Source organism: Clostridium lacusfryxellense (assembly GCF_018861735.1).
Lineage (GTDB): Bacteria > Bacillota > Clostridia > Clostridiales > Clostridiaceae > Clostridium_AD > Clostridium_AD lacusfryxellense.
Window position 1 is genome coordinate 28,766 of record NZ_JAHLEB010000043.1, and the last position, 16,391, is coordinate 45,156.

Annotated in this window: 6 protein-coding genes and 1 pseudogene; 3 read left to right on the top strand and 4 right to left on the bottom strand. The window is 32.3% G+C overall.

Annotated elements, in window-relative coordinates; translation table 11 throughout:
* Window positions 1-683 precede the first annotated feature (683 nt).
* The gene (gene trpS / locus KPL55_RS19085; protein WP_216308343.1) at window positions 684-1,679 is read right to left on the bottom strand and encodes a tryptophan--tRNA ligase; all 996 of its coding nucleotides are present in this window, start codon (window positions 1,677-1,679) and stop codon (window positions 684-686) included.
* Between the two features lie 378 nt (window positions 1,680-2,057).
* Window positions 2,058-2,432, bottom strand: a complete 375-nt coding sequence (locus KPL55_RS19090; RefSeq protein ID WP_216308344.1) for a desulfoferrodoxin — start codon at window positions 2,430-2,432, stop codon at window positions 2,058-2,060.
* A 288-nt stretch (window positions 2,433-2,720) separates the two neighbouring features.
* Between KPL55_RS19090 and KPL55_RS19095 the strand changes: the two genes are divergently transcribed.
* Window positions 2,721-2,927, top strand: coding sequence for a hypothetical protein (locus KPL55_RS19095; RefSeq protein WP_216308345.1), 207 nt, complete (start codon window positions 2,721-2,723; stop codon window positions 2,925-2,927).
* A gap of 60 nt (window positions 2,928-2,987) precedes the next feature.
* Here KPL55_RS19095 and KPL55_RS19100 read toward each other — a convergent pair whose 3' ends face one another.
* Window positions 2,988-11,639 (bottom strand): glycoside hydrolase family 94 protein, encoded by an 8,652-nt coding sequence (locus KPL55_RS19100; RefSeq protein ID WP_216308346.1) that lies wholly within the window; start codon window positions 11,637-11,639, stop codon window positions 2,988-2,990.
* A 267-nt stretch (window positions 11,640-11,906) separates the two neighbouring features.
* On the opposite strand from KPL55_RS19100, the pseudogene KPL55_RS19105 reads away from it, so the two are divergent.
* Window positions 11,907-13,356: pseudogene (locus tag KPL55_RS19105) on the top strand (IS1182 family transposase).
* A gap of 170 nt (window positions 13,357-13,526) precedes the next feature.
* Here KPL55_RS19105 and KPL55_RS19110 read toward each other — a convergent pair.
* Window positions 13,527-14,828, bottom strand: coding sequence for a M18 family aminopeptidase (locus KPL55_RS19110; protein WP_216308347.1), 1,302 nt, complete (start codon window positions 14,826-14,828; stop codon window positions 13,527-13,529).
* 174 nt (window positions 14,829-15,002) lie between these two features.
* Between KPL55_RS19110 and KPL55_RS19115 the strand changes: the two genes are divergently transcribed.
* Window positions 15,003-16,187 carry a cation diffusion facilitator family transporter gene (locus tag KPL55_RS19115; RefSeq protein ID WP_216308348.1) on the top strand — a complete coding sequence of 395 codons (1,185 nt, stop codon included), beginning with the start codon at window positions 15,003-15,005 and terminating at the stop codon, window positions 16,185-16,187.
* Window positions 16,188-16,391: the final 204 nt, after the last annotated feature.

Consider the following 16,391-nt stretch of genomic DNA (forward strand, 5'->3'; position numbering starts at 1 on the left):
TTCTTTACAACTTTTATTTACATACGCAGTAACTCTTGTAACTTGTAAAGACACATAACAACTATTAATAATTGTTATGTGCCCTCATAATATCCAAAGTCTACTCGTAAACTAATTTCATAGCAGCTAATGTAAAATACTGTTGATTATACATTTAGAAATTTATATACTTTGTGACAAACATACAGCCTACGGCTAAAAAACCTTTAGGCTAAAGTCGTTAAAATCTCAATTAGTAATTTTCACTTTACTAATTTTTTTAATATTTATATATTATGTAGCAAACACCCCGCCTATCGGCTAAAAGATTTTTTAGGTGCGGATATTATCAAAATTCCCTCTGATGACTTCCACTTTCCCTTGAACTTCCCGCTAGGCGCCGTTCATAATGGTGTATAATTTCTCCGAAGTGACTTGTAAGAAGAAGCGCAGAAACATTGAAATTTCATTTAGAAATTCTTCTTTTGCGAATATAAAATCTCCGTAAGACTGCCAGGTTGCATAACAATTGATAATTGTTATGTCCCCCAGAGAGCGACCCAGAGGTCCAGTCTAGCGAACCCGAGACAGGACGTCGAGTGTGAGCGGTAGGGGATTTTATATAAGCAAAAGATTAGAATTTCTTAATGCAATTTCCAGTTTCAATCTCGCCTGCAATGCAAGTAGGAGAATTCCCCCCACCATTATCTTGGTATAAACCCTATTTTCTTTTGCATTTTCCTTAATGTCTTATTGGCAACATAGTTAGCCTTCTCAGAACCTTTTTTATAAATTTCCTCTAAATAAGATTTTTGGCCCATATATTCATTAATCTTAATTTGAATAGGTTCAAGTTCTGCAACTATCGCTTCTGCTACATCTTTTTTGAATTGAGCATAACCTAACCCATCATATTTAGCTTCAATTTCCCCCATAGAAATACCAGTTATAGCCATTAGTATAGTCATTAAGTTCTTAACTCCTAATTGCTCATCGTTATATTTAACAATCCCCACACTATCTGTAACTGCCCTATTTACTTTCTTTCTTATAACTTCTGGTGGGTCCATTATTAAAATGAATCCATTAACATTTTCACCTGATTTAGACATTTTATTAGTTGGCTCTTGTAAATCCATAATCTTAGCCCCTAATTTGCCTATATATGGTTCAGGTATTACAAATGTATCGCTGTACGTTTTATTGAATCTTTCAGCTATATCCCTGGCGATTTCAAGATGTTGAGTTTGATCTTTTCCTACCGGCACTAAATTAGTTTGATATAATAAAATATCAGCTGCCATTAGCACCGGATAAGTAAGTAATCCAGCTCCTATACTCTCACTATTTTTAGATTTTTCTTTAAATTGAGTCATTCTGCTTAATTCACCCATATAAGTGGAACAAGTTAAAAGCCAAGCAGCCTCACTATGAGCTGAAACATGTGATTGAATAAACATGGTATTTTTCTCAGGATCAATCCCGGAAGCTAAATAAATGGCTAACACCTCTAATGTTCTTCGCCTAAGATCCTTTGGTTCTTGCTTTACTGTAATAGCATGCAAATCCACCACACAAAAATAGCACTCATATTCCTCTTGTAATTTAACCCAGTTTTTTATAGCTCCTAAATAATTTCCTAGTGTTAAATCACCCGAAGGCTGAATTCCACTAAATATTACTTTTTTATTACTCTCCAAAATTACCATCTCCTATATAATAGTTTTCTCAATTTGTTTAAATACAAAAAAAAGCCCTATGGATTAATCCATAGGGCGCATATACACGGTACCACCTAATACTTAGAAGCTACTTAAAGCTTCTTCTTAAACAGATACACTACGATATCCTACCTTTGTAACGTAAGGCTTACGTCAAGAGCTACTTCATTTCACCCCGAATCTTAGAGACCCATTCAACTTAAACATAATTATCGTAATTTCACCCACAACGACTCTCTGGAATCTGTTTTTAAATTTACTTGCTTCCCATCAAAGACTATATTTATAAGATATTAAAAATATCATATAAATATTGTACACCTACTTACTTTAATTGTCAACAGAAATTCTCTAGTTTTATGCCTTCCAAAGTCCGTGTAAATTACAGTATTCTCTAACAAATAATACTTCTTCTTCTATTTTAAACTCTGCTTCTGGTGTCTCACCTGGTTTTAAGTATTTTCTGTACAACTTATTTTCTGTATGAGCTTCAATAAATTCAATATGATGATCTTCTGTTTTTGGATGTTCTACTGCTCCAACTTTAACTTTAATTCCACCCTCTATTTTTTCAATTACAGGAACATGTTTTTCAACTGCTGCATCCTGAGTATTCTCTTCTTTAAGAGTCATATTTTTTCCACAACAGACCAAAGTTCCGCCAGCACTATGAAGTACCTCAACTATATTACCACATATTTCACATTTGTAAATTTGTCTTGATTCAGTCATTTTTATTCCTCCTTTAAATTTAAAAACCAATAAACACTATAATAGTATTTGAATTTAATCTATAACAGTTATTTATTGATAGTAATTATATATATTCTACATTTTTTAAAAATTTCCTCTTTATTAGAAGACTTTTTTAAATACATATATATTTTATGTTAGATTAATCTAATCTATGCAAGACTCTAACTTAATTGTAAACATATAATTATTTAGATAATATTACCTTCATTTTTTTCTCTATTATGTGGAACACTATACATTACATATACTAAAGGAGGTAATAACATGGCAAACGATAAAACAAATACGTATCCACCGCATCAAAGAGATTTTTATGATCAAGAACCTCAAGACATAAGGTCCTATTCAGAAACTGATTCTACTATGCTTCCCGACCCAGTAACTGATCCTATAGTAGCTATGAATATATCTAATGTTGAGTTCGACTATACCTATTACGGCGGCGAAGAACTTAAAGATGAAGAAGATTAACTTTTCTTAAAATAATAAATATAAAAATGGGATGACTTCTAAAAAGAAGTCATCCCATTTTTATATTATAACCAATACTTTATGCACTCCATCGATAAATGGAACTAACCCATCTATGCATAAATCACCATCAATCCAAATTCCTTTTTCTCCCTCACGTTTAACCTCAATTACATATTCAAATTTTTCTTTTTTATAAATAATCTCATAACTAGGCCATTCGTCTGGAACACAAGGCTCTATTGTAAATCCTTTTCCCTCCTTTAATTTAAGTCCTAATATAGCTTCTATTCCCGTCCTATACATCCACCCTGAGGTTCCTGTATACCAACTCCACCCTCCTCTTCCTACATGGGGTTCCTTTCCATAAACATCAGCGGTCATTACGTAAGGCTCAGTTTTATATCTCTGGCAATCAGTCATGGTTTTTGTATGATTAATAGGGTTTATCATATTATAAAGTTTTACTGCCGTGTCCGTTTTATAAAGTTTAGCAAATGCAAGAATTACCCAAGTTGCAGCATGTGTGTATTGACCACCATTTTCCCTAACTCCAGGCACATATCCTTTAATATAACCAGGTTCCAAATTAGATTTACTAAAAGGTGGAGTTAAAAGTAAGATCATTCCATTATCTTCTTTTATTAAATAACGTTCTAATGACTCCATAGCCTCCGCTGCTCTTTCTTTACTTGCAGCACCTGATATAACTGCCCATGATTGGGATAATGAATCTATCTTGCACTCTTCATTTTGAGATGAACCAAGTGGCGTTCCATCATCAAAATATGCCCTTCTGTACCACTTGCCATCCCATGCATTTTCCTCTAAGTTTACTCTTATATATTCTTTCATATCCTTATATTTTTGAAATCTTTCATCATCCTTTTTGAAAGTGCAAGCGCTAGCGAAATCGCCAAGTATATCATATAAGAACCAACCAAGCCATACACTCTCACCTTTACCTTTATTGCCTACGGTACTCATACCGTCATTCCAATCCCCACTTCCCATTAGAGGAATATTATGAGGACCAAATTTAAGCGCTTTATCTATGGCCTTTATGCAATGTTCATATATGCTACCAGTAAAATCTGCCTTTCTTGATACATTATATCTTTCATCCTCGCCCTCAGCCAGTGGCGTATCCATTAGATAGCCCGCTTCTTCATCAAGAATAGCATAATCACCTGTGTTTTTTATATAATCCATAGTTACATAAGGAAGCCATAATAAATCATCAGAAAATCTTGTTCTTATTCCACTATCCACAACCGGATGCCACCAATGTTGCACATCGCCTTCAACAAATTGTCTTGAAGCACTATACAAAATTTGTTTTCTTGTCATGCTAGGCTCAAGAATACTTAGTGACATAACATCTTGAAGCTGATCTCTAAAGCCGTAAGCACCACCTGATTGATAAAAAGCAGTTCTTGCCCACAATCTACATACTATAGTTTGGTACATAAGCCATCCATTAAGCATTAAATCCATACTCTTATCTGGAGTTTTAACCTGAACAGTATGAAGTATCTTATTCCAATACTTCTTTACATTTTCGAGTTCTGAATCTACTCTCTCAAAATCTTTGAATTGACTTATAATACTAGAAATATTATCTAAATTCTCATTTTCGCCCAGCATTACTATTAGTTCAATTTGCATATTAGGTTCTATTTTAATTTTCGAAGTTACTGCTAGACATGGATCCATCCCTGCTCCTACATTATTAGATAGTCTTACTCTCTTTAATACTTCAGGGTCCTCTGTGCTCCCTCCTCTACCTAAAAACTCACTTCTATTACCAGTGAAACTTTGCTGCTCTCCTCCATATAATTTTAAGAAAGCTTTCAATTTACCAAAATGCTGATTATATGAATTTGTTGCATATATATATTCGTTTTCTTTATCCAAATAAGTAACAATATGCTGCGCTGTATGCTCTCGTACAACTCCCATTACCATTTCTGCGTAATAAGTTATACTTAAATCACGAGTTATATTACTATTGTTTTTAAGTTTTATTTTGACTAGTTTAACGTTATGCTCCATAGGCACAAACATGATTACTTCACCCATAATTCCGTAAGCTTCATGTTTGAAACTAGAATATCCAAATCCATGTTCAATTAAGTATTCACCACCATCCCTAATAGGCTTAGGTGTAATGCTCCACACATTGCAGTTACTATCATCTCTTAAATATATAACTTCTGAGCATTCATCACTTATCGAATCATTGGACCAAGTTGTAATCTTATTTTCACGGCTGTTTTGCTGCCAAGTATAAGCTGATCCACTTTCTGATACATGGAATCCAAAATCACCATTAGATATTACATTTATCCAAGGTGCCGGAGTGTTATTAAAGTCTTTGAGTAAAATAGTATAGTTTTCATTTTCTACATTAAACCCTCCTAAGTCATTAAAGTACCCTAATGGCTCCAGCTCAAACTTATGAGTCTTAAATGTAAATTGTTTTTCTACGTTTTTAAGTAATTCCACCTTCTCTATTTTCTTAGAATTATTTTGAATTTGTGTTACAATCATTCCTTTAGATGAATCTATAACTATCCTAGCTATAGATATTAGAAGTTCTATATCCTCATCAATGATAGTGGCCTTACTTAGTACAAAGAGTCCTCCAGGTTTATTTTCTTTGTCTCTTAAATGGCTGCTACCTACTAAATCTTTAATATCTGTTTGAAGCGGTTGGTCATATGAAGCTATTTGAAGATTTATTATAATCAAATCAACTTTTAACCCTTTAAGACTTAGGTATTCATGAGCGTTTAAAAGCTGACGTACAAGGTCTTTATCCTTGCTCTCACGTACTATTAGAAGCATTATAGGTAAATCTCCTGATATTCCATATCCCCAAAGTGTAAATTGCCCCTTCGCTACCTTCTTTATATATTCCTCTCTTAGTTTAAAAGTAGAGTTTAAAAATAAAATTTTGGACGCCATAACTTGGTATAAGTTTGCTTGGGACGATTTTATTCCTAAATATTTCATGTCTACCTGGGTTTGACTCCACGCTAGCTCAAACACCCTATTTACATTGTGAAATTCACTATATTTTTTAGCCAAACTTATTACACTCTCTTTAGTACTTGCTATTGATGTAGTATATGCTATAGTACAGGTTTCACCGGATTTCACCTTAACTCTTCTTCTTATGCTTACTATAGGGTCTAGCACAGCTCCTACAGTATTGGATAGCGGTGCGTCAGTCTTCATAGATATAGGATGTGATGTGTTCTCCCCACGTCCTATGAAATTTGCTCTGCTAGTCTCATATTGCATTGGCCCCACTGTAGTTCCATCTACAGCAACGGTTTGCATAATCCAAGGTTGTTTTCCTCCTTTAGATCTAGGTCTTCTCGTTGCCAAAATGCAAGTAGGATTGTCTATATACTCTGTCTTTACAAACAGATTCCCAAAAGCTGGGTGCACTATATCAGCATCATAATGAGCAAGGGTTACTTCTAAATAACTTGTAACATCTAAGTATTTACTTTCACTAGTATTGTTTGTAATTGATAACCTTCTTACCTCCGAATCATCTTCGGTAGACACGGTGATTTCCATGCGCGAAGTAATATCACTATCACTCCTTGTAAATTCAGCCTTGTCTAAGGCAAATGTAACTTCATATCTATTGCCTACATTTTTGCATGGTTCATAAGTAGCACTAAAGTATTCATTTTTACCTACATCCTTAATATACACAAACATACCTGTATTATCTTTAGTGACATCTTCTCTCCATCTGTAAATCATTGTTCTACCACGCTTAGCATAACCTGCTCCACTATTTGAAATCATGAGTGAATAACTTCCATTAGAAATTAAATGTGTTTCTGGTGTTTCCGTTTTAGCTGTAGTATATTTTCTAACTATAATCTTTTGCTTTCCTACAGTAGTGCCTGGAACATTAAACTTATGTTCCCTATCATATACTACTCTCTTAGAAACCTTCTCTTGAAGCAATAGCTCTGTAGCTTTCACCTTTGGCAAAGCATGAAATCTTTTTTGAAGAATATTCTCAAGTAACACATTGTCTATTGCCATTAAACTCATTCCCTCATGGTGAATCATAAAGCACTTAATAATAGCTTTAGGTTCATCTTTAGACATTCTACTTTTAGTGTAATCTACAGCTTCATAAAACCCATAAGTACCTTCTAATCCTTCTCTTGCTAGACTTTTAAGATTATTGTAAGCTCCTCTAAAATCAGTTTGGAGTGCCATAACAGTAGCATATGGTGCAATAACTAATTCATTCTCAAGTCCTGACTTTAAGCCTACTCCAGCTACTCCAAATGCCTTGTATTGGTAATTTGAATTTATATCAAAATTATAAAATGCAGATTCTGATATCCCAAAAGGTACACCTCTTTCATTACAATACTTCTTTTGCGCGCCAATTACAGCATTGTATGTTTCATCCAGCATTGTTCCTGAATAATTTTTCATTATTAGTAGAGGCATCATGTATTCAAACATGGTACCACTCCATGAAACTAATCCTTTACTTTTGCCCATTAGAGTCATAGACCTACCAAGTTTAAACCAATGTTTTTTAGGAACATCTCCCTTTGCTATTGCAACAAAGCTAGCCTGCCTTGACTCAGAAGCTAATAAATCATAATAACTCTTACCTAAGCTATCATTCTCAACATCATATCCGATTCTAAAAAGCTCTCTATCTTCATCATATAACATTTTAAAATCCGTATCCTCGGCCATTGTGTTTAGTCTTTCTTTTAAGCTCTGAATGTTATTAATAATCGTTTGAGCTTTTTCTTTTGTATGTTGCAATAAGTTTTTTAACTTTTCGCGTACTTCTCTACTTTGAAGTTTGTTACTTAACATATTTAATATGTTATTTATACTTTCTGGAATACAATTTATTGTTGTTTTCTCTGGTAGACTACGTAGTAACCCACTAATTTCTATATCTAGTTCTTTTTCATAATCATAATTGGTCCAAGGAAAAAATTCATTTATCTCATCTAAAAATCCATTCACATCAACTCTTAATTTTTTATTCCAATATAGATTCTTTCCTTCTTCAATTTTTTCCACCTCCTGAATCTTAGGCACTAAATCTAAAAGAATAACTTTCCAAGAGTTAAAATCAATCTTTTCATTGTAAGTTTTTTGCATAACATCATTATATATTTCCTTGACGGCAGAGGTCGCCTCTATTTCTTCACTAGCAAGCCTAATATCATCCTGCAAACCCTTAACTTTCATATGTCTAAATATAGGGTTAGTCAAAAAATCCTCTAGTGCCCTAGCAACCATCCAAAGATAACCAACTAAATTACCACTATCTACAGTAGATACGTATCTAGGGTAAAGTGGGGCCTTAGTTTTAGTATCATACCAATTATAGAAATGACCATTATACATATCCAAACCTTCCATTGAAGACATGATCTTATCTATATTGTTAGATACATCTATGATCCCTATATATCCTAAATCATAGGCAACTATATTAGTAGTAAGCTCCATTCCCATATTAGTTGGTGAAGTTCTATGCGCTAATCCATTTGGTGGATCTTCTTGATAATTGTCTGGTCCAAGCCAGTTATTTTCATCATTAACGAAATCCTCAAAATATGCCCAAGTTTTTCTACTTAATTTCCTTAGGAATTTTTCTTCTTCCTCATCAATATTTAAGGATACTAAACTTCTATCTCGACTAATAACATACGCAACTATAGGGCTTAAAAACCAAAGTATACACGAAGGCACACTAAGATATCCAATACTCATGCCCGAATTGAATGCTAAAAATAGAATCAAAAGTGAAATTGCACTACCAATCCACATAGATGTTATAAAATCTTTAAGCCTTTTCCCAAGTTTAACCTCCACATCTGCTGCTGTCTGCCATTCTAATAAATTTTTCTTGCTTACAATTAATCTATATAAAGTTCTAAATATGGCATCTAACATCATATATGCTTGAAATGGTATAAAGCAAAAAATTAAAAATACTTGCTCTATTGCCATCTTACTATTTTGAATTTTACCAGATAAGCTTATGCCTTTAGCAGGTGAAACTACAGCTTCACTTACATCAAAAAGAATAGGTGCTAAAATTGCAACGAAGGCTGCAATAATCCACTTATCTGTGCCATCAGGAAGTATTGCCCCTATAGCAAGTATAAGTAAAATCGTAATGGAGGGTGCAAGTAAGCTCCGTCTTAAATTGTCAAATATTTTCCATTTAGAAATAAGATTTAGCGGTGATGACTTTTTAAGCCAAGGTAATAACTGCCAATCTCCTCTAGTCCACCTGTGTAATCTCATAGAGCTAGAATTGTAATAAGCTGGGTATCCATCAATAAATTCAACATCTGTAACTAATGCCGTCCTAACATATGAACCCTCTAATAAATCATGACTTAATACAGTATTTTCTGGTATTTCATCCTTTAACATATAATTAAAGACATCTACATCATAGATTCCTTTACCAGTAAAAATTCCCTCGCCAAATAAATCCTGGTATACATCTGACACTGCAGTAGTATATATATCTATCCCTGTTTCACCAGAAAATATTTTTGAAAACAAGGTTTTGTTTGCACTAAGAATAGATACTCCGATTCTTGGTTGCATTAGACCATAACCTCTGCTCACAATTTTTTTACTATGATTAATAACAGCGTTATTTAGTGGATGTGCCATAGCGCCTATAAGTTTCCTTGCAGAGTCCCTTGGAAGTTTTGTGTCTGCATCCAATGTAATAACATATTTAACCTTTCTAAGCTCCTTGGCGTCAGCACTTATTACATTGTAACTTGTATTCTCACTGCCCCTTAAAAACTCGTTAAACTCCATAAGTTTTCCACGTTTTCGCTCAAAACCCATCCACTTATTTTCTTTTTTATTGAATTGTCTATATCTATTTAAAAAGAAAAATATCTTTTTACCTTGACTACAATACTTTCTATTTAAACGTTCTATTAATAAAATGCCAGCATCAATTATTTCTTTATCTCCTTTTTCATCCTTAGCATCACTATCACTAAAGTCGCCAAGGATTGCAAAAAATAAATTCTTTTGGTCATTAGCTAAATAATATATTTCTAAATCATTTATTAGTTTATCCACCCTAGAATTATTATTTAACAATGTTGGAATCACTATAACCGTACTATATTTATCTGGTATTTCTTCCTTAAAATCCATCTTAGGTATAAATGATGGATTATTCAAAACACTTATACTCCAATTGAACATTGATATTGCTATTTCGCTACAGGGCACTAATATAACAATTATAGCTAGAATATATCTCCATAAATCTTTGTCAACATCATTAAATAAACTACTCGCAATGATCAGAGATGTTATTAGGAATGTAAATATAATAATAGTAGTTATATAAAAACTTGCTGCATTTTTCCTTATTATATCTTTCAAACCATCTGTGCCGTTATTTTTATATCCTAATTTGCTTTTTAGTTCATCAAGTCCCTCATCTATTAAGTAATATCCAACATGCCCTTTATATATATTATTTGTTAAATCTTTAATCTTGTTATCTACTTTATCATTCTCTATGCAAGCTTCTATAGCCTTTTTTGCGATATATGCTTCTGGAAGTTTTGTATGTTTAGATAATTTCTCTATCTCATGTCTATATTTATCTCTAGATTTAAAGTCCATTTTATAGTAAATGCCCGAGGGATCCGCCCTTAAGATATGCTCTACAAAACTTAACTTTTCAAAATATTTTTTCCAATTTAGCCCTTCAATAACTCTTATACTATTAATTGAATTTGCCATCGATATTTCTAAATTTGCTTCAACCTGATGTTCTAATGCTATAACTCTATCTGAAGTTGTATCCTGAACTCCAAGTCTTTCATCTATAAAATCATAAACCTCTTTAGAATCAATTCCATTATCTCTTAACAATTTAAGTAACCTTTCTGTAAAATGAGAGCTAAATGTGAACTTTTCACTATTTAGCACAGAAATTTCTGTGGCAATTTTTCCTTCATTGAAAGCATTGATTAATCTTTCAGCAACGATTTCTGCATCTTTTTTATCATGCTCGACTTTAACAATTTTCTCGGTTATCTTACTAATATTCTGAATTAATGCAATTTTAAGCATTATAGGAATAGCCCAAAGCTCCCCACTTGTAAGTACTGCATTTTTTTGGTACGCACTAATAAAGTTTGAGATAACGACCTCATCCATCCTCCCATCAGTGTGAGATACTATCTCAATAGCTATATGATAAACCCTTGGATAACCCTTCATAACTCCCTTGTATATTACTGGAAGATCTTTATAATATGTTTGTGGCATATTATACTTAATACTTTTATATTCCTTTTCTACCAAATAAAGATTATCTAAAAGCCACTCTGCGGCAGGTAATACCTCTTTTTTTTCTTTACCCTCTTTATCAATATTCTCGTAGCCTCTTAAAATTTTCTCATAACTTCTATCTAAATTACTAATAAGCTTTTTCTTACAGTTAGTATTTTTGACATCAGAATAATGACGTGCTATTTCAAAGGCATGTTTTTCTAAATCTTCCCTATTTACATTTATTGTTGGAACATCTTTTAGTAAGTTTTCTTCTTCATAATATTTCAGATTTTTACTTACCACTATGTAGATTAAAATACTTATCACGACTATTGCCCCTAATATAACATATGGCATTATAAACACCCCTTTAACACTTTTTGTTAATAATATTTGTAAAGTTTTCGGACTAGATGAAATTATTGTCTCCAACTAATCGTTTAATTATTAGTAAAAATAAAAAAAACTCACAACGAAATAAGAGGCCACTGAAAAACTATATGAAAAATCGTCATCGAATTAAAGATGGCGATTTTTTTATGTAAAAGACTAAAAAACAAAAAGGAAATTTAAAAGATATGTCGAATTAGTATAGTAGAATAAAATAAAAGGGGCTAAACTATTATGCTAAAAGGACAATTGGAAATAGAAATAAATATATACCATAGCTTATATTCGTTAATTATTCCGAAAGATAACATTTTAAAGCAAATTAATGACCTTGTTGACTTTTCTTTTGTTTATGACGAATTAATGATTAACTATAGTTCATCAATGGGTCGAGGTGCTATTAACCCCATAATGCTATTTAAATATTTGCTTTTGAAAGTTATCTATGAACTGTCAGATGAAGATGTTGTTGAAAGAGCTCTTTACGACATGTCCTTTAAATATTTTCTGAATTTAGCCCCAGAAGAAACAAATTTAATAAACTCAAGTACATTAACTAAATTTAGAAAGCTTCGCCTTAAAGATATGAATTTATTGGATTTATTAATAAATAAGACTGTAGAACTGGCTATAAAAGAGGGAGTTTTAAAAAGTAAAGCAATAATAGTTGATGCGACACATACCAAGTCACGTTATAACCAAAAATCAGCAGGAGAAGAATTATTGAAACGTGCAAAAAACTTAAGAAAAACATTGTACGGAGTAAATCCTGGTATTAAAGAAGAGTTGCCTAATAAAGTTACAACTGGAGTACTCGAAGATATTCTTGAGTACTGCAAATTATTAATTGATAGCATAAACGAGAAGCCAGAAATTGTAGCAAATCCAGCTGTGAAAACTAAATTAAGCTACTTAACTGAAGCTGTTAGTGATGACTTAGAAAATCTAAAACTATCAAAAGATGAGGATGCAAAAGTTGGTCATAAAACTGAGGATAGTTCTTTTTTTGGATATAAATCACACCTTGCTATGAGTGAAGAACGTGTAATTACAGCAGCTGTTATTACAACTGGCGAAAAGAGTGATGGAAAGGAACTCATAACCTTAATAGAAAAAAGCCGTGAGGCTGGTATAGAGGTTAATGAAGTTATTGGAGATACAGCTTATTCTGAAAAGAAAAACCTAGAATATACAAAAGAAAATAAAATTGCATTAATTTCAAGACTAAATACAAGGAAAACGAAAAAAAGAGGATGAATTTGAGTTTAACAAAGATGCAGGTTTATTTGTATGTCCAGCAGGCTATATGGCTATTAAAAAAGCAAAACAGGGAAGGAAGAATATTGGTAGAAACCAAGTGCTAACTTATTATTTTAATGTAGAGATGTGTAAAAATTGTGATCATAAAAATGGGTGCTATAAAGAAGGTGCTAAATCTAAAACTTATTCAGTTTCAATAAAGTCAAATACCCACAAAGATCAAATGGAGTTCGAAAAAAGTGAATATTTTAAAAAACGTGCTAGGGAACGTTATATGATAGAGGCTAAAAACAGTGAACTTAAGCACCAGCATGGCTATGATGTAGCAACATCATCAGGCTTAATTAGCATGCAAATGCAAGGTGCGTTATCAATCTTCACAGTAAATCTAAAAAGAATAATTAAGTTGAAAAGCATTAAATAGGACCTTTTAAACTTAATTATAACAGAGAACGCATGAGATATCCAAAAATATGGATATCTCATGCTTTTTCTGTTCAATCTTGAAAACTCAACTGAAAAAGAGTGCTTTTTTCAGTGGCCTCCGAAATAATTGTGAGTCTTTTGCAGACATGAATCTTAGCTTTATTTAAATTAAATTTTATAGAATTCTTCGAAAGATTTAGTTACATAAGTATGATCCATTACTCCACCTAGTTCTCTTATAGAATGCATAGCAAGTGTTGGGCTACCCATATCCACAGATCGTATATTTAAATGTGTTGAAGATATTGGTCCTATAGTTGAACCTCCACGGGCATCCGAACGATTAACAAACTTTTGCATTGGAACCCCTGCTTTTTCACAAACTAATTCATAGACTGCAGCGGAATTACTATCAGTTGTATAACTTTGATTTGCACTTATTTTTATAACTGGGCCTTTATTCATATAAGGCTTATTCGTTGGGTCATTTTTTTCTGGACTATTAGGATGTAGAGCATGTGCATTGTCTGCAGATATTATAAAGGATTTAGAAATAGCTCTTAAGAAATCCTCTCGACTTTTATCTAAGGATATAGCAATTCGCTCTAAAACATCAACTAACATATTTGAATCAGCGCCTTGTTTTGTTGAACTTCCTACTTCTTCATTATCAAAACAAACCATTACGTTCGTTGCCACAACTGCTGTGGTCCTAGTAAGTGCCTTTATACCTGCATGCACCATAGCTAAGTCATCAAGTCTTGAGCTTGATATAAATTCATTATTTAAGCCAATAATTGACCCTTTTTCATATTCATAAAGGAATAAATCAAAGTCTATAATTTGTTTAATGTCTACAGATAATTCCTTAGCTATAGCACTCATAAGGTAATTATCCTTTTCTAACTCACCACTTACCATTGAAAGTAGTGGTAAAGTGTCCTTTTGCTTATTTAATTCAAATCCAGTATTTATTTCTCTATTCATATGAATTGCGATATTTGGAATTATCAATATAGGCTTTCTAATATTGACTAGTCTAGTTTCTGGATATAAAATATTCTGACCTCTTAAAGTTACCCGTCCTGCTATTGAAAGTGGCCTATCCATCCAAGTATTGAGTATTGGTCCGCCATAAACCTCTGTATTTAATTTTACGTATATATCATCCACCACCATTTCTGGTTTTGGTTTAATTCTAAAACTAGGTGAATCAGTATGGGCACCTATAATTTTAAAACCATTCTCCTCAATTTCACCAAGTCCAACCACAAAAGCAGTTATCGCTGAATCATTCTTAGTACTATAGTATTTTCCGCCTTTTTTAAGATTCCATTTATCTCCTTCTTTAATTTGTAAGAAGCCCTCTTTGTCTAAAACCCCTTTAACCTTCTCTACGGCATGGAAAGCTGTTGGACTATCATAAATAAAATCAATAAGCTCTTGCGCAAATTCTAATTCTTTGTTCATATATATATTCCTCCAATGAATGTTATGGCTTTTAATTATCTATTTTATTAGTATAACAAATTTTTTTCATAATATTTCTATAAAATCTAAATAAATGCTATAATAAACTATATGTTTAAAATTAATGATTAAAATTCTTATTTTAAATTATACTATACAATCAGAGGTGAAAATATGTTATCAAAATTTTTAATTTCAAAATTCATAAAGAATTATAAAGATGTTAATAATAAAAAAGTAAGAGATGAATATGGTTATTTAGGTGGAGTGGTTGGAATTATATTAAATTTAATTCTTTTTGCTACAAAACTAATAATAGGAATAATATCAAACAGTATAGCAGTTACTGCAGATGCCTTTAACAATTTATCAGATGTAGCCTCGTCAGTTATTACAATTCTAGGGTTTAAACTAGCCAGTAAACCTCCAGACAGGGAGCATCCTTTTGGACACGGAAGGCTTGAATATGTTTCTGGACTCATAGTTTCTTTTCTAGTGATTTTAGTAGGTTTCGAGTTTATTAAAACCTCCTTCGATAAAATAATTCATCCATCAAAAGTAATCTTTACTCTTATACCTTTTATATTAATATTAATATCCATAGGTTTTAAAATTTGGATTAGTAGATTTAATAAAACAATGGGTAAAGCTATAAATTCCTCTGCCCTTAAAGCTTCTTCAACTGATGCATTAACTGATGTATATAGTTCAAGTTGCGTCGCACTATCACTACTCTTATCTAAATGGGTTGATTTACCAATAGATGGATACATGGGAATGGTGGTATCACTCATAATAATGTATGCCGGTTATTCCCTTATTAGAGAAACTATCAATCCCTTACTTGGAGAAGCTCCTGATATGGACCTTGTAAATGGGCTTAAGGAAAAATTGCTATCATATGACTATATTACAGGTTCCCATGATTTAGTTATCCATAACTATGGACCCGGCAGATGTATGGGTTCTATCCATGCCGAAGTTCCTTGCGATATTTCTATAGTTAAGATACATGAAATTATAGACAAAGCTGAAAAAGAAATTTCTGATGAATTCAGCATGTATCTAGTAATCCATATGGACCCCATAAATACTACTGATGAAGAGGTTAGCTTATGTCGCAATGAACTTTTAGATGTATTAAAGACTTTTTCTATAATAAAATCAATTCATGACTTTAGAATTGTAGGCGAAGGCGAACACAAAAATCTAATATTTGACGTTGTAATTGATTTTAATCCTAGATTTTCAGAATGTGATGAATCAAATCTAGAAGAAGATATCAATAAAGAACTTAAAAAATTATACCCTTTTTATAATGCTGTAATGACAATTGATAGAGATTATTTAGGCGTATAAAAATCAAAAGTATATATTACTACAATTGCATTCGCTTCGCTAAGAACTCCTAAATTTATTTTTAATTAGCCCTCTAAAAAACATAAACTCGCTGTAATCTGTACCCTTTGTCAAGGACAATTTGAAAAAAACTATACTAAATTATTAAGATGGTTTCTGTATTGAACAGGAGTCATCTTTTTCAAATCCCATTGATATCTATAT

Excerpts from the sequence above, each read along its gene's own strand:
- KPL55_RS19090 (WP_216308344.1), bottom strand. The coding sequence starts at position 2,432 with ATGACTGAATCAAGACAAATTTACAAATGTGAAATATGTGGTAATATA.
- KPL55_RS19095 (WP_216308345.1), top strand. The coding sequence starts at position 2,721 with ATGGCAAACGATAAAACAAATACGTATCCACCGCATCAAAGAGATTTT.
- KPL55_RS19100 (WP_216308346.1), bottom strand. The coding sequence starts at position 11,639 with ATGCCATATGTTATATTAGGGGCAATAGTCGTGATAAGTATTTTAATC.
- KPL55_RS19110 (WP_216308347.1), bottom strand. The coding sequence starts at position 14,828 with ATGAACAAAGAATTAGAATTTGCGCAAGAGCTTATTGATTTTATTTAT.
- KPL55_RS19115 (WP_216308348.1), top strand. The coding sequence starts at position 15,003 with ATGTTATCAAAATTTTTAATTTCAAAATTCATAAAGAATTATAAAGAT.